We start from the raw sequence: 25,231 nt of genomic DNA on the forward strand, positions 1-25,231 counted from the left end.
ATAAAATGTTAGACTTAATCGATCGTTATGAACAAGGTTTTGTTTCTATTCCTGTAATTTTAGTTTGCAGACAAAAAGGGTTATTTGAATTATTAAAACGTCAAAAAATGACCCATAAGCAAATAGCTGATGTTCTGGGAGCTAATACAGATAATTTACAAGTAGCTTTAAGAATGATGGAATCTCTAGGTTGGTTATCGAGAAATGAGGCTAATGAATACTTCTTTATAGAAAAATCTCAAGCTTACCTTTCGATTCCCAAAGACATCCTAGAGTTATATAATCTGCCCCTGGATTCATATTTACTAGGCAAAGAAAAACCAGGTTTTCTCAAAAATTGGCTTGCTCGTTCCCAGGAACAATGGCATCTTAAAGATCGAATTCTGGCAGATTTCCTAGATGGGGTGCTAATAATATCAATTATGCTAGCACTGCACAAACATAATTTGTTAGTTTACCAGGAACAAGCTCCTTTATTTCCTAATTTGAATATCCTGGTGCGGGAAGAGTTGTCAGCACTGTTGATGATGAAAGGATTAGCGCAACCAAATGTCAGAATAGTTGAACAACAGAAGGAAAAGTCAATTCAGGATGAAACAGGAACTACGGAAATTAACCTTGAAAACCCCATCTGTAGGGGCGAATGGCATTCGCCCTCACCAAATTTAGCATCTGTGCGTAAGTCCGGTGAAAATTATTTAGGTTTGACTGCTGTCGGTAAATCTCTAGTAGAGAGAACTCTAATCAGGAATATTAGTTTAAATTGTTTTGAGAACAAGTTTTACCAGTTGCGCCATCCCACAATTGAAGACTTACCAGATTTAATTGCACTAGAGGCATTATGTTGGCCAGAAAATATTCGGGTTGACAATGAGGAAATCCAGAGGCGAATTTTACAGTATCCACAAGGACAGTTTGTTTTAGCAGTTGAGAATAAAATTATAGGTGCAATCTATTCCCAACGAATTAATAGCATTCAGCTTTTGGAGGGGAAAACTTATCTACAAGTGCCATCACTACATACTGAATCAGGAGATGTTATTCAACTTTTGGCAGTGAATATCTTGCCGGAAATGCAAAGTCAGGGATTAGGTGATCGCCTGCTAGAATTTATGCTTCAGTATTGTACATTGATGGGTAATGCGGAAAAAATTGTGGCAGTGACTCTTTGTCGCAACTATCAAGACCATTCCTCAATGTCAATCACAGAATATATCCATCATAAAAGTGAATCGGGGTTATTGGTAGACCAACTTTTGCGTTTCCATCAGCTTCATGGGGCAAAAATTCAGAAAGTTATGCCTGGATATCGTCCCCAAGATATAGAAAATCAAGGTTATGGGGTTTTAGTAGAGTATGATGTTCAACACCGTCAGCGTTTTGATAGTGTAATAGTTGCTAAAAAACAGCCTGAGAAAGTCAAGCTAATAACAAATATAGATGAAATTGTGGCTGATTGTGTCAGGAAAGTGATGAACCCAAAATTCTCTTTAGACTCAAGTAGAGCGCTGATGGAGATGGGGATTGAATCCTTAGAATTATTAGAATTAAAATATTTATTAGAGAAAAAGCTTGAGGTAGAAATAGAGCCAAATTTCTTCTTTAAATATGGAACAGTAGAAGCGATCGCTAGTTATTTTAAAGGGGAAACACCAGTTACACAAAAGCAGAATTTTCAGTTATTACCAGAACAAACAGCATTAGACACTATCTCATTCTCAAGCAAAGAAGAGATGCTAATCAAAAGACCGATAGGTGAATTAGAAAACGGGATAGCAATTATTGGTATAGCTTGTCGGTTCCCTGGAGGTGCTGATAACCCCCAAAAGTTTTGGTCATTGCTCCGTGATGGTATTGATGGAATTACGGAAGTACCTCCGAGTCGTTGGGATATTGAACAATATTACCACCCCGATAAAAATCAACCAGGAAAAATATCCAGTCGTTATGGGGGTTTCATTTCTAATGTTGACAAATTTGATGCCGAATTTTTCCAAATTTCACCTCGTGAAGCTAAATACATAGACCCACAACAGCGAATTCTATTAGAAGAGAACTGGAAAGCATTAGAAAATGCGGGAATAAATCCACAATCTCTAGCGGGAACAGAAACAGGAGTATTTGTGGGTCTTGCTTTCCATGATTATGAACAGCTACAGTACAAATATCGTCAGGATGAAGATTTAAACCTTCATTTTGCTACAGGTAGTTCTAGCGCTATCGGTGCCGGAAGATTATCCTACTTTTTCAAATTGAACGGACCATCAATAACAGTAGATACTGCTTGTTCTTCATCCTTGAGTGCGGTTCATTTAGCTTGTCAAAGTATACGCAATGGTGAATGTGAATTAGCTTTAGCATCAGGGGTGAATTTCTTGTTGTCTCCTGAATTGAGTATTAGTTTTTCTCAAGCAGGGATGTTATCGCCAGATGGACGCTGTAAAACTTTTGATGCTTCTGCTAATGGTTATGTGCGGAGTGAAGGGTGTGGAGTTGTAGTCCTCAAATCTTGGCAACAGGCAATAGCAGATGGAGACCAGGTTTTAGCAGTTATCAGAGGCACGGCAATTAATCAGGATGGTGCTAGCAATGGAATAACGGCACCAAATCAATCAGCTCAAGAAGCAGTGATTCAGAAAGCTTTGTCTGTCGCAGGAATTTCGGCAAACCAAGTATCTTATCTAGAAGCTCATGGTACTGGTACATCCTTGGGAGACCCAGTGGAAATTAAAGCTGTGGAAGCAGTGTATGGAAAGAATCGTGGCATGGATCGACCTTTAACAATTGGTTCGGTGAAAACAATTATTGGTCATGCTGAAGCAGCAGCAGGTATTGCCGGGTTAATTAAGGTAGTGTTGTCACTGCAAAATAAATATATTCCCCCTCATTTACATTTGCAAGAATTGAATCCTTATATTAGTTTGGCAGATATTCCTGGAGCGGTCCCCACTGAGGGGAAAGTGTGGGAAAAATATGATGGAGATGAGAGTTGTCTGGCAGCAGTAAGTTCTTTTGGTTTTAGTGGAACAAATGCTCACGTTATTGTGGAGGAAGTACCAACTCAGGTTAAGAGTCAAAAGCAAGAGAGAAAAGCTTATTTGTTAACTTTGTCAGCAAAAACTGAAAAAGCTCTGGATGAGTTAGTTAGTTGTTATCAAAATTATCTGGAAATTAATCCCGAATTAGAATTGGCAGATGTATGTTATACAGCTAACACTGGACGCGCTCACTTTAACCATCGACTCGCTGTTATTGCTTCAAACCAACAACAGTTAAGGGAAAAACTACAGCAACAAAAAGTAGGGGAAGAACTGGTGGGGGTGTTTTCAGGAAAACTATCCAATAGCAGTAGTTCTATACAAGTAGGATTTTTATTCACAGGTCAAGGTTCCCAGTATATCAACATGGGAAGGGAACTTTATCAAACTCAGCCTACTTTTCGTCAAGCTTTAGATAAATGTGACCAAATCCTAAGTCAGTATCTAGAACATCCGCTCCTAGAAATTCTGTATCCTCAAGATGTACAAAACTTAAGTTCTTCTTTGCTAGACCAGACCGCTTATACTCAACCTGCTTTGTTTGCTATTGAGTATGGTCTAGCTAAATTATGGGAATCTTGGGGGATTAAACCTAATGTAGTGATGGGTCACAGCGTGGGCGAATATGTGGCAGCTTGCGTTGCAGGAGTTTTCAGCTTGGAAGATGGTTTGAAATTAATTGCTACCCGCGGACAGTTGATGCAGCAGTTGCCCAGTGGTGGAGAAATGGTTTCTGTGATGGCATCAGAGTCTCAGGTAACAGAGGTTATAGGGAATTATAGTTCCCAAGTAACAAAAGCTGCTATTAATGGACCAGAAAGTGTGGTAATTTCTGGTGAGAGTCGAGCGATCGCTACTATTTGTAGTAAGCTAGACAGTATGGGAATCAAGACTAAGCGTTTACAGGTTTCTCATGCTTTCCATTCGCCGTTGATGGAACCTATGTTGTCTGAATTTGAGGAAGTAGCGAAAGAAATTAGCTATAGTTTGCCTCAGATACCACTAATATCTAATGTCACTGGAGAACAAGTAACAGAGGAGATAACTCAAGCTGAATATTGGGTAAATCATGTTCGACAACCAGTGATGTTTGTCAAAAGCATGAAAACATTACACCAACAGGGGTATGAGTTATTTCTAGAAATCGGACCGAAACCAATATTATTGGGGATGGGAAGGCAATGTTTGCCTGGGGATGTAGGTTTATGGTTGCCTTCTTTGCGTCCGCAAAAAGGAGATTGGCAGCAGATGTTGGAGAGTTTGGGGCAGTTGTATGTCAAAGGGATGAAGATAAATTGGTTAGAATTTTACAAAGATTATCCTCACCAGAAAGTAGTGTTACCGACTTATCCATTCCAGGGAAAACGGTATTGGTTGGATATTCAAACGAGCAATTATTGGAGTGAAGACAAAGGAACAAATTTAGAACAAAATACCTTACCTATTCAAGATAAATTTATGGAAATGAAAACACCAATAGAAACACACAAACGCCAAGAGAAAATCATAGCAGAAATTTGTGAAATTATCGCCAAGGAGTTAGGTTTTGAGGAATCATCACAAATAGATATTCATAATCAACTGTTGGCGTTGGGAGCAGATTCCTTAACTTTCATAGCATTAGGAAAGAAGATAGAAAAAAACTATGGAATTAATATTACTATTCGCGAATTTTTTGAAGAATTAACAACAGTTGCTAATTTAGCAGAGTACATAGATAAAAATTTACCGCCTGAGTCAGAGGAAAAAGAGACTCCTGAGCAGCGATCGCTACAACCGAAATCAGAAGAAGTTGTTGTGTTACAACAACTTCCCTCATCTAATCTAAAATTGACACCTGTCAAATCGGAGATATCGGGAGTACCAACTGTTATCGAAAGAATTATGGAGCAGCAACTCCAGGTTATGTCTCAGCAGTTAGAAGTTTTACAACAGAAGCAGATTTATGTATCGAACAATGAGCAACCTGTCTTAGATGATTCTCTTCACGAAATTCCACAACCAAAACTCAATCAGAACAAAAGAGAATATTCTGCTCCTCCAGTCAAACCAAAATCAAAATCTACTCCAACATCTCCTAAACTCCAACAAGAAATTTCAACCGTTAGTTTTGATAAATTATCACCCAGAGATTATTTACGAACTCCAGTAGAAATTGAGCAGCGACTCAACTCAATTCTGCCAGAATTAATTGCTCAGTCAGATTTAGACAGTTATCGGGAAATGCCAACTGAGCTAGAAAATTTGAGTGTAGATTACATAGTGCAGGGACTACAAGAAATGGGTTGGTCTTACCAACTAGGAGAAAGCTTTTCTACAGAATCAGCATTCCAAAAATTAGGTATAGTCAGCAATCATCAGCGGTTGTTCAAACGTCTCCTAGAAATACTAGCAGAAGTAGGAATCTTACAGTTAAACCAGCAGCAATGGCAAGTAATGAAAACTTTAGAGGGAAATAATCCCAAAGAAAAAAGTCAAAAGTTATTGAACCAATATCCCAATGCTCACGCTGAACTTACCCTACTTCATCGCTGTGCTTCACAATTAAGTAGTGTACTGCAAGGAAAATTAAATCCATTAGAACTAATTTTCCCAGATGGAGACTTAACTACTGCAACTCAATTCTATCAAGAATCTCCTCCATCTCAGGTAATGAACAATATTGCACAAAAAGCGATCGCTATAGCTATAGAGAAATTACCATCAGATCGTGGAGTAAGATTTTTGGAAATAGGAGCAGGTACTGGAGGGACTACAAGTCATATTCTGCCTCATCTCAATCCCAGTCAAACCAAATATGTATTCACAGATATAGGAGGTTTTTTCAATGCCAGAGCTAGAGAGAAATTCCCAGATTACCCTTATATCTCTTATCAAACTCTAGACATTGAGAAAAATCCAAAAAATCAAGGGTTTGAGTCTCAGTCCTATGATATAATTATTGCTGCCAATGTGCTTCACGCTACCACTTCCATGAGCGAGACCTTATCCCACGTGCGACAACTGTTAGCACCAGGAGGAATATTAGTGTTGTGGGAAAAGACAACTCCCCAGAGGTTCTTAGATTTAATCTTTGGGTTATTAGAAGGATGGCAGAAATTCAGCGATCGAGACTTACGTCCTAATTATCCCTTACTAAGTAAATCCAAGTGGAAGCAATTCCTAAGTGAAAATGGTTTTACTCAAGTTGTCATTGTTCCTCAAATTGAGGGAACATCTACAGCTTTATCTCAAGAAGCAGTGATTATTGCTCAAGCAGAAGCAATGGGAGAAAAAAAAGTTCGTTCTCAGACTAGAACTGCCAATAAAATAGCACTGAATCAACAGCAACAGAGTTATCTAGAGAAATTTATTACTACCTACACCAAAAAAACTCAAAAATCTAAGCAAACAGCTATAACTTGTCGTCCAGTGCTAGCGGATAAAAGACCAGCAGTAGGATTTCGCATTGAACTCAAAGAAATCAAATATCCTATTATTGGAGAATCTTCCAGTGGTTCTCGAATATGGGATATTGACGGTAACGAATATATAGATATTTCTATGGGGTTTGGCGTACATCTTCTGGGTCATCAACCACCATTTATTACTGAAGCTCTGCAAAATCAAATCAAACAAGGAATGCAAATTGGTCCACAAGCTAAACTTGCTGGAGAAGTAGCGCAGTTAATTCACGAACTAACAGGTATGGAACGAGTTGCCTTCTGTAATTCTGGTACAGAAGCAGTTATGACTGCATTACGTTTAGCCAGACTAGCTACAGGTCGTGACAAAATTGTGATCTTTAATGATTCTTATCACGGTCAATTTGATGGAGTTTTAGCTATGGCAACAAGCAACGAAAAAGAGATAGCATCAATGCCAGTACTACCTGGGATATTGCAACGTATGGTTGATGATGTAATAGTTCTAACTTATGGTACAAACGAATCCCTAGACATTCTCAAAACTCATAGCGATGAATTAGCTGCTGTTCTGGTTGAACCCGTTCAAAGTCGGCGACTAGATTTACAACCAAAAGAATTTTTGCAACAAGTGAGACAATTTACGAAAAAAGCTGGTATTCCGCTAATTTTTGATGAAATAGTCACTGGTTTTCGTATTCATCAGGGAGGATCTCAGGCGTGGTTTGGTGTTGAAGCAGACATTGCTACCTATGGTAAATGCGTAGGTGGTGGTACACCTATTGGGGTAATTGCTGGTAAAGCAAATTATATGAATGGTATAGATGGAGGTTTGTGGAATTATGGAGATGACACCTATCCAGAAGCACTACAGACATTTTTCGCTGGAACTTTCAATAAAAATCCTTTAACCATGGCAGCAGCACGAGCAGTACTGCAACATTTGAAAAGTCAAGGAAAAGTATTACAAGAAAATCTAAATCAACGTACCTCAAAGTTTATAACAAGACTAAATACTTATTTTGAACAAGAGTATTTACCAATAAAAATGATAAATTTTGGCTCAGTATTTAGGTTTGTACCATTAAGTAATTATAGCTATCTATCTCAACCAATAGAATTAGACATACTATTCTATAAACTAATAGAAAAGGGTGTTTATATGTGGGAAGGAAGAAACGGACCAGCTTGTTTTATTTCTACAGCTCATACAGATGAGGATATTGATTATATTATTTCTGCTGTCAAAGAAAGTGTATCAGAAATGCGTCAGGGCGGTTTTTTTCATAACAATAATCAGCAAAATTCTCAAACTAATGTCAGACAAACTGAGCGAGTCAAAGGAGCATTATAGCTGTAGTGGCCAGCAATACTGAGGAGTCAGGAGTGGGTTGTCTCCCCCTCCTGGGAGGGGTTAGGGGTGGGTTGTCTCCCCCTCCTGGGAGGGGTTAGGGGTGGGTTGTCTCCTACCCCTACTAAAAGACTTTTATCGTAGAGAATACTAAACCCTAAGCCGCAAAAAGTTACGGAAACTCCAATGATACAAACTATAACACATTTCTCCCCCAATTTCTTGCTGATGTAAAAATTCCACCCAACTTTCCATCACCTCTTCTATATCATATTCATCCACATCTATGAATTGAGCATTGCCAGAACATAGCGATCGCTCTATCGCCTCCACACAAACTGCTTCTTCTTCCTCCACTAACACTTTCAGCACTCCTAACTCAATTTCTGACAAACCCTCACCTCCCATCTTTTCCCACAAACCCTGATAATATTCCTCTAAACCTGCCGTAAGGACGTTCCATGGAACCTCCCAAGGGCGAATGCCATAAGGGCGAATGCCATTCGCCCCTACAGTCGTCTCCCCCCCTTCCAAAAGGAGGTTAGAATTCCGGTCCCCCCCTTCCAAAGGGGGGTTAGGGGGGATAACACCCAAAACCCGACTCAAATACATAAAATTATTCCCACTCTCAACCACCAACTCTCGACAAAATTCCGCTTCACTCAGATAATTTTCAGCAACCCAAGATTTAATATTTGCTCCCACTCCCGGAATTGCCAAATAATGCTCAACATAAGCTCGTGCATCTTCCCGGTTTTGTTCTGGATATTCTTCTAAATTCAGTGTTTCCGCAGGAGTTTCAATTAATAAACCAGACTTTGCTCTCAGAAATGGTCTGCGCGCGAGGAGGAAATAGACTTGTTTCGGCAAATATCTGGGCAAGTAGAATATATTGGAGTCTCGTGGTTGACTTTGGCGATCGAGGTTGTCGCATCCATCCACTACTACGATCAATTTTTCCTCTGCTGTGAGGTTGTCGCTAATTTTCTGGAGTAATAGGGATAGATACCAACTGCCTTCCGTAACGTTATCGGGAAGGGTGGGGTTTTGGTCGTCTATTTTTTGGATGAGTTGGGTGCAAATGGTAATTAGAAATTCGTCAGCGCGGTTTTTGCCCTCAAGTTCGGCAGTGTAATAAACAGTTTGGGGGTTTTCGATGGTGTAGTTGGCGAGGATGGCACTTTTACCGCTACCGGGGGAACCGATGAGGGTGAAGTAACCGTTGTTGTGGTTTTGGAGGAAGTTGTTGATGGTGGTGGAGATGAGGGGGCGATCGAGATAATTCTCGGTTTTTTGTCGAATGAATTTTTGGAATATTTTTGGGTAGGGGGAGGGTGGAGTTGGAAGTTGAGGTTGGTTGTTCATGGTTGTGTCTCCATTCCTTCGAGGCGGAGGAAATGTAATCTTCCTAAAGTCTCTCCTGCCACAATAGTTATTCCATCTGGGGCAACAGCACAGCATTTTATAGGACTTTCCCCAGTAAAGCTGGCAATTTCTGCCCCAGTTTCCAGGCTCCAGACTTTGATCGTATTGTCTTCTGAACCGGAAATAACTTGCTTGCCATCGGGGGTTACTGCTACAGCCATTACCCATTCGCTATAAAGGGTATGAATTTCTGCCCCAGTTTCTAGGCTCCAGACTTTGATAGTATTGTCATGTGAAACGGAAATAACTTGCTTGCCATCGGGGGTTACTGCTACAGTTCTTACCAATTCGCCATGACCTGTAAGGGTATGAATTTCTGCCCCAGTTTCGAGACTCCAGACTTTGATAGTATCGTCATCATATAAACCGGAAATAACTTGCTTGCCATCAGGGGTTACTGCTACAGCCATTACCCAGTCGCTATGACCAGAAAGGGTATGAATTTCTGCCCCAGTTTCGAGACTCCAGACTTTGATAGTATTGTCATCTGAAATGGAAATAACTTGCTTGCCATCAGGGGTTACTGCTACAGCCATTACCCAGTCGCTATGACCAGAAAGGGTATGAATTTCTGCCCCAGTTTCGAGACTCCAGACTTTGATAGTATTGCCATCTGAAATGGAAATAACTTGTTTGCCATCGGGGGTAACTGCTACAGAATTTACCGAGTCGCTATGACCAGAAATGGTATGAATTTCTGCCCCGGTTTCCAGGCTTTCGAGGCTCCAGACTTTGATAGTACCGTCATCTGAACCGGAAATAACTTGCTTGCCATCGGGGGTTACTACTACAGCATTTACCTGGTCGCTATGACCAGAAATGGTATGAATTTTTGCCCCGGTTTCCAGGGTCCAGACTTTGATCGTATTGTCATGTGAACCGGAAATAACTTGCTTGCTATCAGGGGTAACTGCTACAGCTATTACCACATTGTGATGACCAGTAAGGGAATGAATTTCTGCCCCGGTTTCCAGGCTCCAGACTTTGATCGTATTGTCTCTTGAACCGGAAATAACTTGCTTGCCATCGGGGGTAACTGCTACAGAATTTACCGAGTCGCCATGACCAGTAAGGGAATGAATTTCTGCCCCGGTTTCCAGGCTCCAGACTTTGATCGTATTGTCTCTTGAACCGGAAATAACTTGCTTGCCATCGGGGGTTACTACTACAGAATTTACCGAGTCGCCATGACCAGTAAGGGAATGAATTTCTGCCCTGGTTTCCAGGCTCCAGACTTTGATCGTATTGTCTCTTGAACCGGAAATAACTTGCTTGCCATCGGGGGTTACTACTACAGCATTTACCTCGTCGCTATGACCAGTAAGGGAATGAATTTCTGCCCCGGTTTCCAAGCTCCAGACTTTGATCGTATTGTCTCTTGAACGGAAAATAACTTGTTTGCCATCGGGGGTTTCTGCTACAGCCATTACCCAGTTGCTATGACCAGTAAGGGAATGAATTTCTGCCCCGGTTTCCAAGCTCCAGACTTTGATAGTATTGTCCTCTGAACAAATCAGTTGCTTGCCATCGGGGGTTACTGGTACAGCATTTACATAGCCAATATGAATTTGGAGAGTACGAATTAACGGACCACCGGGAGGCGTTAAGCTTGTTTTCAAAGGTCGCAACCAAATATTTTGTTTGTTCTGTTTTGTTTCTAACAGTAACTCCTGAATTTCTAGCCCTGCTAAATGCTGCATCCGCCCCAATAGCTGACCCGCCAGTTGTTTCTCATTCCTTGCCAAAACATGAGCAGACAGTCGCAACGCTCCTTGAATTAATTTCAAAGTTTTAACTTTCTCATTGTTATCCTTAACCAGATCGTAATCTTCAATTAACCCCTGCACGCCAAAGTCAGGATGCTTAATTTTTGCTGCCAGGAAATCAAAATTAGTCAGGAGTTTGCAATACTTCTCTAATTGCTTTGACTCCACCAGAGTATGAATATTACCCAACATCGCACGTTGACGCGCAGGCGTTGCAGAAGCTAATTTTTCAGCAAATTTCCCCATAATATTACTCCTTTCTAAGAAACTCAAGACTTATACAGAAGCACTATATCTAGTTAGGGCGAATGCCATTCGCCCCTACAGATGGCGTATAATTCAGTTCCATGTAGCACTTCCAGAACAACCTCTAAACATCCGAATACAAATCATCAGCCATCCGTGCATTCACTTCCTCAAACAACTTGCGAGCACTATCCAACTTCCTTTTCCCCTTGAGAAAATCAAGAAAACTAGCATGATAGATGCTGTAGCAAACCTCCCCCTCAACTTCCTGCTTACTCAAAAATTCCACCCACTCCTTCAGAACATCTTCCACATCAGACTCATCCTGTCGGGCCCACTCAGCAATCACTTCCAGACTAGGCAACGTCCGACTTTCCACCAAAATAAACAAAACAATAACCTTATCCTTCTGGGGTCTATCCTCCATTCCCATCCGCTTCCAATGGTCTTGATAATAATCTTGCAGACCATCAGGCAATTCCCTCAAACTCAAATCTCGATAAATATCTTTAGCAATATCCGGTAACACATAACGCAGATACATGAAATTATTTTCACTCTTGTCTGCCACCTGCTCAATAAAATCTTCCTTTTTAATCTTCTGCTCTTCCACCCACTTTTGCAACTTAACCCCATAGTCTGGATCTGCATTCAACATAAAACCGATATATTCTTTCACATCATCCCGACTCAAACCCCGATATTCACTCCCCCTCAAATCTAATTCTGTCATCCCCACCCCTGGAGAAACACTCAAACGTTTGTTATCACGTTCATAAGGTCGCCTAGTCAAGAAAAAATAAACCCCATCAGGCAGCGTCGTCGGAAAATCGAGAATATTACCGCCTCCACTTTGCTCCACCTCATCCAAAGCATCAACCACAATAACCAACTTTTGCCCCCCAAGATTTTCACTAACGTTTTGCAGCAAAGCAGACAAATTCACCTTATCCGTATTTTGCAACTCGTAGCGTCTAATTAATTGTTTGCGGATACTCTCTAGAAAAAGTTCAGGTTTATTGCGACCATCAGCACGAATATTAAAATGACAGGGAGACTTATGGTCATAAACATATTTAGCAGCAATAGCACTTTTCCCCATCCCCGCATCCCCAACCACAGTAAAATAACCATTAGAATTTTTATTGATAAAATTCCCAAATTCCTTAAACACAAATTCCCGACCACAAAAACCCTTAATTTTTTCCATAATTAAAGACTTAAATTCTGCCGGATATTCGTCAAAATTCCAATCTGGATAAGGGCGAAATTCTGGAGATTTAGTCCGCTTCGCCACATCAATAAATTTTCGACCAAACTCTTCTAATTCTGACCGAACATCAACCCCCAATTCTCGTATTTCATCCCCTAAAATATTCCAGTCTAGAAATTCCTCAACTTTATTATAAAAACCCATTGGATTATTAGAAGTATAGGCACTCCAAAAAGCATTTTTTATTTCCTTTTCCCGAAAAAGCTTCAAAATAGGCTCATTTTTATCCACACCATATTCCACCAAAGCATAAACATAAACCCCATCAACATCTTTCGGAGGTTGTGTGGGGTCAAGCTTTAATTTTTTTAAAGTATTAACAACAAGTTCATTTCGTTGAGCTGCATCGATCGCTTGAGGAACAGCAGATTTAGCAGTATTAATAATCGTTTTAACAATATTATCTAACATAAATTAAACCTCAAGTTAGGAATAGCAAATCGAACGCAGAAAGTTTTTTCTAGAATTTTTCAATTAGACCTAGAGCAAAGTTTAAGAGTTCCACCCGTTTCTCTTCCGAAAGGAAATTAATCAGAGCAGTAACTTTATCGATTGTAGTTAGAGGTTGTCTGAGAAGTCCCATTTGCTACATCCAAGCCCCCGCGCATCCCCCAAAATTGGGGGACTTTTAGAAGCAAATTAATTCTTGTTCCCCCCAAAGTTGGGGGGCTAGGGGGCAAAATTCAGTATCAAAAAACTTTTCAGAACATATAGAGTAATTAATCTATTCGTAGCTTTTTCCTCTGGCTCACCAAGAATTGAAATCCTTGGCTAATAGCTTAAATCATCTTTTAAGATGAGTAAATTATCTATATCGTCTTTTTCTATTAAATTTCATTTGATATACCTTCCTAAATTAAAACAAGATATTATCTAACATTTTAGAATGGTACTCCTTTTTAAATTCATTAATATTAACAACTCCACCCAGACTTGTAGGGGCGAATGGCATTCGCCCTAACTAACTGACTTCTAACTAACTGACTCCTAACTCCTAACCCCTAACTCCTGACCCCTAACTCCTGACCCCTAACTTCGTGGGCAAGATGCCCACACTACAACGGTTTTATGATTCTCTCGACTCCCGACTCCCGACTCCTGACTCCTGACTCCTGACTCCTGACTCCTTTCTTACAAAACTCCCTTAGAACTAGGAATTTCCCCAACTCGCCTGGGGTCAATTTCCGTAGCCATCCGTAGAGAACGAGCAAAAGCTTTAAACCCTGCCTCAATAATATGATGAGAATTAATTCCAGCCAACTGGCGAATATGCAAAGTCATCAAACTATTATTAGCCACAGCCACAAAAAATTCCCGCACCAACTGAGTATCATAAGTACCAACCCGTTGAGTAGGCATTTCCAAACCATAACTCAAATGTGGACGACCAGAAAAATCCAAGGCCACCTGAACCAATGCCTCATCCAAAGGAGCCAGAAAATGACCAAAACGGACAATACCCTTGCGATCGCCCAACGCCTGTTTTAAAGCCTGGCCCAAAGTAATCCCCACATCCTCATTAGTATGATGGTCATCAATTTCAATATCCCCCACAGCATGGACATCCAAATCAATTAGTCCATGAGAAGAAATTTGATGCAACATATGGTCCAGAAAAGGAATCCCAGTATTAGCCTTACAATTGCCCACACCATCAAGATTAAGATTAACAGTTACATCAGTTTCTCCAGTAGTTCGTTTTACCGAAGCCACTCTAGCAGGTAAATCCAATTTTATCGGAGTAGATTGAGAAAGGCGATCGCTTATTTGCATAATATAAATATAGATTTTTATTTTGAATTTTGATTTTTAAAAGGAAGGTAGGTTGAGAATGATGAAAAATATCGGTGATGGTGCATTGTAATGGTCGTGCATTGTCATTATTTTTGTTACCAGAACAGTGGGAGTATCTTGCTCCCGTGCCAGATATTCCTTTTTCCTGTATACTATTACACAAGCAGGACTACCAAAATATCAAATTCTAACCTCAACTTACCAAACCCAACTTTAACTTACAGCAAATTCCATCAGGCGTGAGGTGCGTCCATAGCGGGCAAGATGTACGCACTGTAGACACTCAGTTGCTATCTGTACTTTTTTTAATCGAATCTGCTGTAAGTCATTTAGGAAACTCTACTACTATCTACTTACTTTCTTCACTTCTGACTTCTGACTTTTGACTTACCGAAATAATTAATAATTAAACAATTAAATAATTAGATAATTCGCGCCTTGAAGCCTCCCCAATAAAGGGGAAAAAAATAAATCTTTTCCTTAAGCGTCAATCCTCTCCCTTTTAGGGAGAGGTAATTATCAATTATCCATTATCAATTATCCATTAATGAAATTTATACTTTCTTCACTTCTGAGTTCTGAGTTCTGAGTTCAATATCTACATTCCCATAATTTCATAACCAGCATCCACATAGATAACCTGACCAGTAATGCCACTCGCCAGATCGCTACATAGAAAAGCAGCAGTATTACCAACTTCAATTTGAGTAACAGTCCGACGCAATGGAGCTATTTGTTCCACATGATGAATCATATCCTTAATACCACCCACTGCCGAAGAAGCCAAAGTTTTAATTGGACCAGCAGAAATAGCATTGACCCGAATATTTTTCTGGCCAAGTTCCGCTGCCAAATAACGAACATTCATTTCCAAAGCAGACTTAGCAATACCCATCACATTATAATTAGGAACTACCCGCACGCCCCCCAAATAAGTCAGAGTGACAATACTTCCTCCCTCGGTCATCAGTTCCTTCGCCTCAGAACTCAAATCAATCAGAGAATAAGAACTAATCTCCAAAGCACGAGTAAAACCTTCACGAGTAGTATTACTAAAATCCCCAGACAATTCATCCTTACCTGCAAAGGCCAAACAATGAATCAAAATATCCAACTTACCCCACTTTTCCCCTGCTTGGGCAAAAGTAGCCTTCACCTGTTCGTCGTCCTGAACATTACAAGGTAAATATAAAGAAGGACTCAAAGGTTCTACCAATTCCCAAACCTTCTTTTCAAATCTACCCTTATCGTCCGGCAAAAAAGTAACCCCCAAATTTGCTCCAGCTTTGTGGAGTTGTTGAGCAATTCCCCACGCAATAGAACGATTATTCGCAATACCTGTTACTAGAGCATTTTTTCCTGTTAAATCTAACATAATACCTTGATTTATAGAGAAACTATAGTAAAATTTTCAATCAAATAAAAAGTCTAAAATTTAATTTCATACTATGACGCTATAATACATAGCATCTTTGACATTAGGCAAATTTATAGATAATATTAGCACCTATGGCCATAATTTAGAAATTAAATTTCTCAGTTTCACTGCCCTAATCTATACGAATATAAAGGTAAAGTAAGTATTAACAGATATATAGCAATATGTAGAAACTTAATAGTATATTTCAGAAACTGAGCTATTAAGGTTTAAGAGACGTTTAGTTAGTTATTAGAGAGTAAGGAAATTGGTCGTGACGCATGATAGACCGCTAGCAGCAGTTTTCCGTAATATATCTGGTGGGTCATATCCACCAGTTGTAGAAACTTTTGAACGGGGCAAGACAATATTTTTTCCAGGAGACCCTGCAGAGCGCGTCTACGTTCTCATTAAAGGCGCAGTGAAGCTATCGAGGGTGTATGAAGCAGGAGATGAAATCACAGTGGCCTTACTTCGGGAAAATAGTGTATTTGGAGTATTGTCTCTAATTACAGGCCATAAGTCTGACCGTTTTTACCATGCAGTAGCTTTTACCGCTGTAGAATTAATATCTGTGCCAATTGACCAGGTGGAGAAAGCTCTCAGAGAAGATCCAGATTTGTCAGTTGTTTTATTGCGTGGACTTTCATCTCGAATCTTACAGACAGAGATGATGATTGAAACCTTGGCACACCGGGATATGGGGTCTAGACTGGTTAGCTTTTTGTTAATTCTTTGTCGAGATTTTGGAGTTCCTAGCAAGGATGGGATTACTATAGACCTGAAATTGTCTCACCAAGCAATTGCAGAAGCAATTGGGTCAACAAGGGTGACAGTTACTCGTCTGCTCGGAGACCTGCGGCAAGATGGAATGATATCTATTCACAAGAAGAAAATTACAGTACATAACCCAGTGGCTTTAAGTCAACAATTTACCTGATTTACAGACACAAATAATGAAATAACTTTTGAGGTAAACTCCAATAGTTTTATAATGGCAATCTGAGAAAATAACATTATTTTCTCTTAAAGTATTAATTAAGTCACAAAGATTGCCTTATAAAAACCAGAAAATATGATATTTATTAGCCAAATAAATAATTACTGTCTATAATTTTTAATATTAGGCATATAGCCTGAGACAATAAACTAAAGGCAACCTCAAAATCAAACTACTACCAGCAGCCATTAATGACCGCCGGTATTATCTTAGTATTAGCAATTCTGGTTTTAGGCGGTGTCATCGCTACTATTAGCGATCGCCTAGGTACAAAAGTAGGTAAAGCAAGACTACGACTTTTTAATCTTAGGCCCCGCGATACTGCCGCATTGGTGACCATGGTCACTGGCAGTATTCTTTCAGCTTTAACTTTAACTATCCTATTTGCAACGAGCAAACCATTAAGAAAGGGTGTTTTCAGAATAGATGAAATCCAAACCAAACTTAATGAAACTCGCAAGGAAGTGACAAAAGCTGAATTTGAAACAACTCGAATCAAAAATGAATTACAAAAAGCAAGAGCTGATTTAGAATTAGCTCTAAAGCAATTGAATCAAGTTAATCAGTCTTTGGATAAAGCTTTAGTCCAAAAATCAGAAACAGAATTCCAACTACAAATAACCAAAGAGCAATTAAATCAAGTTCAAGTAGTAAAAACCCGTACTCAAGAAGAACTAAAGCAAGTTCAAAAAGCAAAAGCTAGAACTGAAGCCGAACTTAATTTAACTCAAAATCAATTGAATAGTATAATACAACAAAAAGAAACCCTGAGACAAGAAATTGAACAATTGCAAATAGAGCGTCAAAAAATATTAAAAGATTAAAAATATAGCATTTTATAGCAGAAGGAAGAAGGAAGAAGGAAAAGTATTACTTTGTCTGAGTGTTAAACTTTTGAACTGTCCTAACCTTTCCTTCGACTGCTATACCTTACCTTTATATCTACTCCCTAAAATTACATTTTTTTACCGAATTAATCAATAATTAAGGTTTAAAGCATTTTTTTTATAGAATAAATAATATTAAATCCGGTTACCAAATAATTAAAGTTTAAAGCCTCTCCTTTCAAGGAGAAAGAGGTAATTATTAATTATTCATTATTCATTATTAATTGTTGAACATACCACCCTTATTTTAGTAGACAAAATTTTTTATATAATATGGAATAGAGTTAACTACGATCAAGGGGTTGTTTTCAATAATTGATAATTGATAATGGATAATTGATAATTACCTCTCCCTAATACCAGTTTTATATGAGGTTGCATAGAATGATGAAATTCATTAAATCGATCTATATTTATCTACGCTTACCTATGGTCAATTATGCTTTAAATATTATTCTATGCAGCTTCATTTTAATTTGGTATAAAACGGATAGGATTGAATAAAAGGAAAATTAATTCATTGTTTCTCCTTGAAAGGAGAGGATTTTTACCTTAATTATTCGGTAATCACATTTAGTATAAAAAAGCCGTTCGTCAATCCGAGAATTTTCAATTGATAATTGATAATGGATAATTGATAATTACCTCTCCCTAAAACGGATAGGATTGAATAAAAGGAAAATTAATTCATTGTTTCTCCTTGAAAGGAGAGGATTTTTACCTTAATTATTCGGTAATCACATTTAGTATAAAAAAGCCGTTCGTCAATCCGAGAATTTTCAGGAGAAGTAATTATTAACTGTTAATTATTAATTGCTTAATTTATGCAACTGAGAAAAGTTACAACAAAAAGTAAAATCTCAATAAAAAAGATTAATCTAGTCAGCAAATTAAAGATATCCAAACATGATTTTAGGATTTGATCCAGGTAGCCAAAAGTGTGGTATTGCACTGATGGATAGAGAAAAACAACTACACTACCACCAAGTTATAGAATCTCTAGAAGTTGTCACAACAATCAAAAACTTACATCAAAAGTTTGACATTGATTTAATAGTTATTGGCGACCAAACCACCTCAAAAACTTGGAAACAAAACCTAACAAAAATAATTTCAAAAACAGTACCAATAATCAAAATAGATGAACGTTATTCTAGCTTAGAAGCTCGCGATCGCTATTGGCAAATGTATCCTCCTCAAGGTATTTTTCGTCTAATTCCTCTAGGAATGAGAATTCCACCTAAACCAGTAGATGATATTGTCGCGATAATTTTGATAGAAAGATACTTAAAAAATGACTCAATCTATAGTTTATAGTTAATTTTATCCTATTCATACAATTAACCTATTTCTAAAATTAAGAAAGCTATAATAAAATATTAAGTAAAGACTGAATAACTTATCATTAAAGTCAGAAAATATAGAGCCATGAAAGAACAAGAACTGATCCAGCGATACGAACAAGGAGAAAGAAACTTTAGTGGCCTGAATTTAGCGGGAGCTGACTTGAGAGGAGTAATTCTAATAGGCGTTAATCTCTCCAAAGCTAATTTAACAGGAGCAAATCTAAGTAGAGCATTCCTCACAAAAACTCAACTCAATCAGGCATTATTACACAGAGCTAACCTCAGCTTTGCCAAAATGGCTGAAACTAAAATGGCCGATGCTAACCTGATAAAAGCTAATCTCAGTGGAACTTTTTTAATAAAATCAAAACTTCCTAGAGCTAATCTAACAGGAGCTAATTTAACAGGAGCTAATTTGACAGGAGCTAATTTATGGAGTGCCAACCTATGTAGTTCTACTTTAGAATCTACTAATTTACGAGAATCTAATCTCACGGGTGTTAACCTTAATTGGGCTAATATGTACGACGCAAAATTAATGGCAGCTAAACTATTTGCAGCTCAAATGACAGGAGTTAACTTTAGAAAAGCTTACCTGAATGGAATAGATTTGAGTGGAGCAGACTTGAATGGAGTTAACTTTAGTGAAGCTAAGTTAAATGGGGCAAATTTAGAAGGAGCAAATTTAATCACAGCCAACTTCAGCAATGCTCTAATGCGTAGTATTAAATTAAATAGTGCAGATTTAACAAAAGCAAATTTAACACAAGCTTATTTAGTCAGAGCAAATTTGAATTGGAGTAAACTTTATGAAGCTAATTTCAGTGAAGCTAATTTGGATGGAGCAACATTTATCGGAGCAAATCTAGAAAAAGTAAAGTTCGTAAATACAACATTACCAGAATCAACAAGGTTATATTTTAGTTTTGCTACTGCCAGATAATTCAGCTTTTAATTAATCTCAATTTTTCTTGAGTTGAAAGATTAACTGACAAGATAGATATACAGGTTAAATAGTTAAAAATATAGTTAGGGTTTGCTGAAAAAGTCTTTTTGCTGGGGTAGGAGACAGGAGACAGGAGACAGGAGTTAGGAAGAATGGGAATTATAGAGGAGGTAGTCAGAAGAATCGTCCCAAGATTGTTATGCCATAATCATTCCGAAATATAGCAATGAGCGCTGGTATATTTACAAATTGCAGGAGAGGCCAAATAGCTAAAAGTCTTATATTATCAGTAATTTATTCCCCCAGATGAGCTGTTGCCTGCGCACAGCGCTATACTTGCTTTTTGAGCTTGAGCGACCGAAAAGCTTGCACTTTTTTCGAGCAAAAAAAGCTGAAACCATTATCAGTCAATGCTTTGATATTTAATCAGCAAACCCTAGTTATAACTACAAGCAATTGAGGCGTTGTTTTAGTAAATTTATTTATCTAGATAAAGCTAAGTAAATTGCCAAATCTTTAATAGAGGTAAAAGTGCCTTGCTTCAACAATTAATAATTAACAATTAACAATTACCTCTCCTTGAAAAGAAGAGGATTGACTAATAATGAAAATTTTTTTTGTTTCTCCTTTAAAGGAGAGGCTTTAAACCTTAATTATTTGGTAAATATACAGCGTATTTCATATTAGTAAGGTACACCAGTCGCGGGCAAGATGCCCGCACTACAAACATTTTACCTGTAATCTGCTGTATTTCCAGTTCGTTCAATTTCTAATTTAAAATGAGAGGTATATTCAGAAAGATTTCTATAATATCATGTCCGGATAATTAGTTATAAAAAAACTTTCTCCTTCAACTCCAGTTCTTCCTCTTCCTTCTTTTTTCTTCCCTCCTGACTCCTCCGTAGTTATTTATTTATCACTGTTCAACTGGACATAATATAACTTATTGATTAAGACAGATTTAGATAAATTTGAAACTCTAGAATCAAAATTGAAAGAATTACATTCTGATGAAATACCAGAAATAATTGCTTTACCAATCGGATCTGGTTATGGTCTTTACCGAAAAATCGAGCTGCTGATAACTGATAACTGATAACTGAAACGACATACAGCTGATGACTCAAAAGATGAACAGATAAACAGTTGATTTGAGTTAATTGAACAATATTCCTACTTATTTCCCCAGACTTGATATTACGATCAGAACAATGATCCTCTCATAATTATTCAAACAAATATAATATTGATATGTTTTTTATTTTTAATTTTAAAAAAATCGACAAAAATCGTAATCTGCTGAAAAATCAGAAAATAATGATATAGTTATTCTATAAGGGTAACTACGCCTATACACTTGACTTTTTATTCAATATTAATACACCAACTAGGTCAACCCAAACCAAAAGTTTTAAGCATGACAATAGATTCTACGGATTTTAGAGTCACTTAACTGTACTACCTAAGTATTAGTAGGTAGACAAAAAGTATATATAAAGATGAATCAAAACCGCATCCAAGCCTATATAAATCTAATTCAACAACTATTAAATAGCCCCACAGAAAGAAAAGATAAAATCCTAGCAACTAACCAAAAATTACTAGATAAAGGATTACTCCAAACAATAATAATGATGGCACAGACATCAGCAGAAAAAGGGAAGCAGGAAGCTCAAGAACTATTACTCACCTTTGCAGTAGAACTATCAGAAAAATTAGACATTTCAATTACAGAAAACACCTCAGCAACAGCAACCCCTTTAGAATATTTAGAATTCTTAACCCAGGTATTACAAGCAACCCACGAAAGCAAAAACAATCCTCAAATTATTCACCCTATTTTGCAAGAAAACCTCAACAAACTAGACCAAGGTTTAGTAGAAATCTTACAAACTTGGGCGACCTCAACCTTAGTAGAAATTAAACCAGAAGAAGCTCATAGTATTGCTGCGGATATAGTTAACTTCAGTAACCAGATACAAGAGTTTACTCTTGGGGATAAAGCAAATAATTTAGAAATAGCAATTACGGGATATAAAACAGCATTAACTGTATACAATAATGCTTCAAAAACTCATCATTGGGTAAGTATTATTAACAATCTTGGTACTGCTTATCTCAACAGAATTTATGGAGATAAATCTGTAAATATTGAGAAAGCAATAGAAATTTATCAACCAGCATTAAAAGTAATAGATAGAAAAGATAGTCCCCAAGATTGGGCAATAATTCAAAATAACTTAGGCAATGCTTATAGTCGTAGAATTGAAGGAGATAAAGCCAAAAATATTGAACAATCAATAGTCGCTTATCAAAGAGCATTGGAAATTATTACCAAAGAAAAATTTCCCCAACAATGGGCAACTATTCAAAATAATTTAGCTAATACCTACTTAACGCGAATTGCAGGAAAAGTCGGCGATAATATTGAATTAGCAATAGATGCTTACCAAAAAGCATTACAAATTATCGATCGGGAAGAAAATTCTCTAGACTGGGCAGTAACTCAAAGCAATCTTGGTAATGCCTATCTAAATAGAATGACAGAAAATGTAGAGAAAAATATTGAGCAAGCAATTACAACTTATCAGCAAGCATTAAAAATTATTAATAGGGAAAATCAACCTTACCAGTGGGCAAATATTCAAAAAAATCTAGGTACTGCTTACTTAAATAGATTCATAGGAAAAAAAAGCAAAAATATTGAATTAGCTATTACAGCTTATCAACAAGCATTAACAGAAATTACTCCTATTGATTCTCTATTAGATTGGGTAATAATTTCCATAAATCTTGGCACTGCTTACCTCCACCGAGACACAGCAGAAAGAGTGGAAAATATTGAATTATCAATTGCAGTTTATCAACAAGTGCTGCAAGTTATTAATCCAGAAAAATTTGCTTTATGGTGGGGAATTATTCACAAAAATCTTGGTGATGCTTATAGTTATCAAGTCAGAGAAAATATAGAAAATATTGCTGATTTTTATCAAAATATTGAATTAGCAATTACAGCATATCAACAAGCATTAAATATTTTTACTGTAGAAAATTTTCCACTTGAATGTCTACAAATTTATCGTAAATTAGGCGATTTAGGATTTCAAAAGGAAAATTGGCAACTTGCTATTGAAAGTTATCAAGTAGCAATTAAGTTGCTAGAAATAACTCAAAGTTTGGTAAATACCGAAATATCTTACAAAGAGATGTTAGTTGAATCAATTTATATGTATGGCAACATAGTAGAATGTTATGTCAAAATTGAGGAATATGAACAAGCATTAGAATATGTAGAAGCTTCTCGCTCTCGTCGTTTAGTAGAGTTAATGATGATAAACGACATTTATAAAAATGAAGAAAAGCCAGCAGAACTAGAAGAATATTATGATTTACAACAACAAATTAATCAGCTCAATTTTGATACTACTAGAATTAATAAACCAATTACAGTGGGAAGTCAGTTTAGCATCAAAGAAATTAAATCAGAGAATCAAGAAAAAATTTATTTACTGAAAGAAAAACAGCAAAAAATTTGGCAAAAAATTTGGAATAGCGATCGCATACTAGCAGAACAATTACAAGTTACATATCTGAGTTTTTCAGATATTCAGCAGTTCGTAAAGGATGGACAAACTGCAATTATAGATTTTTATTCAACCAGAAATAATACCTATATATTCCTTCTGACTCAGCAGCAACTTACTGTTCATATTTGTCAAGGGGAGGGAATTGATAAATTACAAACTTGGATACATGATAATTGGTTGAAACTCCATGCAGAAAATAGCAGTGAATGGCAGAATCAAATGGAGGATTTTCTTTCAAAATTATCAGAAAAATTAGAATTAAATCAACCGATAGAACAACTGAATGAGATAAAAGAATTAATTATTATTCCCCATTTATATCTACATCAAATACCTTACGCTGCTTTACCAGTTACTAGAGAAAAAGAAACAAAGTATTTGTGTGATTATTTCCGTTTAAGAATTTTACCTAGTTGTCAAATTCTCAATTATTGCTCAGAGCGAACGCTAATTAATAATCCCCGCAAAATAGGAATTGTGGAAACTCCTATAACAAATAAGTTTTATACAAGATATGAATGTGAAACTCTAGCAAATATGTACTTAATTTCTCCCCAAAAGCGTCTGCAATATAGTCAGGCAAAAATTAATAATTACCACAACTTTATTCAGCAAGTACAAATGCTGCATTCCAGTCATACTTCTCAACTAAATATTGTCAATCCCTTAGCATCAAAACTAAAATTATTTGATGGAGATATAGTTCTTAGTAAAGTTTTTGCTTGGCGTTTACCAGAATTATTTGATGTATTTCTTTCCAGTTGCGAAATTAATCTCTATCAAACTAAAATTTATGACGAAATTCTCACATTGGCCAGTGCTTTTATTAGTGCAGGTGCCCGTCATGTAATTAGTTCATTATGGTTAGTAGAAGATTTAGCCACAGCATTATTTTGCATTTTCTACTATCAACATCGCCAAAAATATAGCCGTTCGGAAGCATTTAAAAAAGCACAAAATCAACTTCGTTATTTAACAGGAACTCAGCTTAGTAGTTATAAAAAGCAGCTAGAAAGATATCTAGAACAATACATGAAACACGAAAATTCAGAAAAAATACAACAAAAAAAAGAACTCTTATCATGGTTTTGTCAACAGAGTCTTCCATTTACTCATCCTTACTACTGGGCAGGTTTTATTCCCCAAGGTATTTCTTGAAGAAGGCAGAAGGCAGAAGGCAGAAGGCAGAAGGAAAAATTGCTTACCGAATAATACCATTTCTCAAAAACTTTTCTACATTTTGTTGAGTAGGGGACCCACCCCTAACCCCTCCCAGGAGGGGAAATAGGGGAGTGGGGGAGTGGACCCACCCCTAACCCCTCCCAGGAGGGGAAACAAACATAAGAATAATTAACATTAACGCAAGCTGAAATTAGCAAAAAAAGTGGTTTTGCTTGTACCGATCAGTTCACAACTGAAGTCTTGCCCAAGTATAGCAATAATGCATGGGAATTGGTATAATTAATCATTATTAATTAAATAATTTAGCTTACTCTGCCTCCCCTTGGCTGCGTCGCGAGCTGTCGCTCTACAAAGGGAAAATAAAGAAATAATATTTCCTTATGTTCAATTCCGTAACGGTTTTAACCAGAGGTAATTATCCATTATCCATTATCCATTAATGAAGGATAGTCTTCGACACGCCACTTCATGTCTTATACCAATGTGAAAAAAGAATGCTATGCTTAAGTGATACTTCAACTATTAAGTAATTAACCCAGGCTGAATAACTTTACTTTTTTGATAATTAG

12 protein-coding genes are annotated in these 25,231 nt (G+C 37.3%); 7 read left to right on the forward strand and 5 right to left on the reverse strand.

Annotated features, from left to right (window positions below; genetic code table 11):
- Window positions 1-5: 5 nt before the first annotated feature.
- Window positions 6-7,796: a type I polyketide synthase gene (locus F6K15_RS20140; RefSeq protein WP_293063604.1), complete on the forward strand. Its 7,791-nt coding sequence runs from the start codon at window positions 6-8 to the stop codon at window positions 7,794-7,796.
- A 147-nt stretch (window positions 7,797-7,943) separates the two neighbouring features.
- Here the strand turns inward: F6K15_RS20140 and F6K15_RS20145 are convergent, their stop codons facing one another.
- From F6K15_RS20145 to fabI, 5 genes are all read right to left on the reverse strand, one after another.
- Window positions 7,944-9,158, reverse strand: coding sequence for an AAA family ATPase (locus tag F6K15_RS20145; protein WP_293063606.1), 1,215 nt, complete (start codon window positions 9,156-9,158; stop codon window positions 7,944-7,946).
- The gene (locus tag F6K15_RS20150) at window positions 9,155-11,230 is read right to left on the reverse strand and encodes a hypothetical protein (protein ID WP_293063608.1); all 2,076 of its coding nucleotides are present in this window, start codon (window positions 11,228-11,230) and stop codon (window positions 9,155-9,157) included. The genes F6K15_RS20145 and F6K15_RS20150 overlap by 4 nt, the downstream gene beginning before the upstream one ends.
- 124 nt (window positions 11,231-11,354) lie before the next feature.
- Window positions 11,355-12,914 carry an NACHT domain protein gene (locus F6K15_RS20155; RefSeq protein WP_293063610.1) on the reverse strand — a complete coding sequence of 520 codons (1,560 nt, stop codon included), beginning with the start codon at window positions 12,912-12,914 and terminating at the stop codon, window positions 11,355-11,357.
- 720 nt (window positions 12,915-13,634) lie between these two features.
- Window positions 13,635-14,276 (reverse strand): imidazoleglycerol-phosphate dehydratase HisB, encoded by a 642-nt coding sequence (gene hisB, locus F6K15_RS20160; protein ID WP_293063612.1) that lies wholly within the window; start codon window positions 14,274-14,276, stop codon window positions 13,635-13,637.
- Window positions 14,277-14,895: 619 nt separating this feature from the next.
- Window positions 14,896-15,672, reverse strand: a complete 777-nt coding sequence (gene fabI, locus F6K15_RS20165) for an enoyl-ACP reductase FabI (RefSeq protein WP_293063614.1) — start codon at window positions 15,670-15,672, stop codon at window positions 14,896-14,898.
- Between the two features lie 310 nt (window positions 15,673-15,982).
- Here fabI and ntcA point away from each other — a divergent pair, with 310 nt between their 5' ends.
- From ntcA to F6K15_RS20195, 6 genes are all read left to right on the forward strand, one after another.
- Complete coding sequence (ntcA, locus tag F6K15_RS20170) at window positions 15,983-16,654, forward strand: global nitrogen regulator NtcA (RefSeq protein ID WP_293063616.1); 672 nt, start codon at window positions 15,983-15,985, stop codon at window positions 16,652-16,654.
- 251 nt (window positions 16,655-16,905) lie between these two features.
- The gene (locus tag F6K15_RS20175) at window positions 16,906-17,538 is read left to right on the forward strand and encodes a DUF3084 domain-containing protein (protein ID WP_293063618.1); all 633 of its coding nucleotides are present in this window, start codon (window positions 16,906-16,908) and stop codon (window positions 17,536-17,538) included.
- 969 nt (window positions 17,539-18,507) lie between these two features.
- Entirely contained in the window at window positions 18,508-18,918 is a 411-nt protein-coding gene (locus tag F6K15_RS20180) for a pre-16S rRNA-processing nuclease YqgF (protein WP_293063620.1), read from the forward strand.
- A 111-nt stretch (window positions 18,919-19,029) separates the two neighbouring features.
- Window positions 19,030-19,890 (forward strand): pentapeptide repeat-containing protein, encoded by an 861-nt coding sequence (locus F6K15_RS20185; protein WP_293063622.1) that lies wholly within the window; start codon window positions 19,030-19,032, stop codon window positions 19,888-19,890.
- A 949-nt stretch (window positions 19,891-20,839) separates the two neighbouring features.
- On the forward strand, window positions 20,840-20,989 hold the full coding sequence (gene cutA / locus F6K15_RS20190) for a divalent cation tolerance protein CutA (RefSeq protein ID WP_293063624.1): 150 nt from the start codon (window positions 20,840-20,842) through the stop codon (window positions 20,987-20,989).
- Window positions 20,990-21,392: 403 nt separating this feature from the next.
- Complete coding sequence (locus tag F6K15_RS20195; RefSeq protein WP_293063626.1) at window positions 21,393-24,638, forward strand: CHAT domain-containing protein; 3,246 nt, start codon at window positions 21,393-21,395, stop codon at window positions 24,636-24,638.
- Window positions 24,639-25,231 lie beyond the last annotated feature (593 nt).

The organism is Okeania sp. SIO2B3 (assembly GCF_010672525.1).
GTDB lineage: Bacteria > Cyanobacteriota > Cyanobacteriia > Cyanobacteriales > Microcoleaceae > Okeania.

What these genes read in the sequence shown, in the direction of transcription:
- F6K15_RS20185 (WP_293063622.1), top strand. Translation starts at nt 19,030, where the DNA reads ATGAAAGAACAAGAACTGATCCAGCGATACGAACAAGGAGAAAGAAAC.
- F6K15_RS20155 (WP_293063610.1), bottom strand. Translation starts at nt 12,914, where the DNA reads ATGTTAGATAATATTGTTAAAACGATTATTAATACTGCTAAATCTGCT.
- F6K15_RS20180 (WP_293063620.1), top strand. Translation starts at nt 18,508, where the DNA reads ATGATTTTAGGATTTGATCCAGGTAGCCAAAAGTGTGGTATTGCACTG.
- F6K15_RS20150 (WP_293063608.1), bottom strand. Translation starts at nt 11,230, where the DNA reads ATGGGGAAATTTGCTGAAAAATTAGCTTCTGCAACGCCTGCGCGTCAA.
- F6K15_RS20140 (WP_293063604.1), top strand. Translation starts at nt 6, where the DNA reads ATGTTAGACTTAATCGATCGTTATGAACAAGGTTTTGTTTCTATTCCT.
- F6K15_RS20195 (WP_293063626.1), top strand. Translation starts at nt 21,393, where the DNA reads ATGAATCAAAACCGCATCCAAGCCTATATAAATCTAATTCAACAACTA.
- F6K15_RS20145 (WP_293063606.1), bottom strand. Translation starts at nt 9,158, where the DNA reads ATGAACAACCAACCTCAACTTCCAACTCCACCCTCCCCCTACCCAAAA.
- hisB (WP_293063612.1), bottom strand. Translation starts at nt 14,276, where the DNA reads ATGCAAATAAGCGATCGCCTTTCTCAATCTACTCCGATAAAATTGGAT.
- F6K15_RS20175 (WP_293063618.1), top strand. Translation starts at nt 16,906, where the DNA reads ATGACCGCCGGTATTATCTTAGTATTAGCAATTCTGGTTTTAGGCGGT.
- fabI (WP_293063614.1), bottom strand. Translation starts at nt 15,672, where the DNA reads ATGTTAGATTTAACAGGAAAAAATGCTCTAGTAACAGGTATTGCGAAT.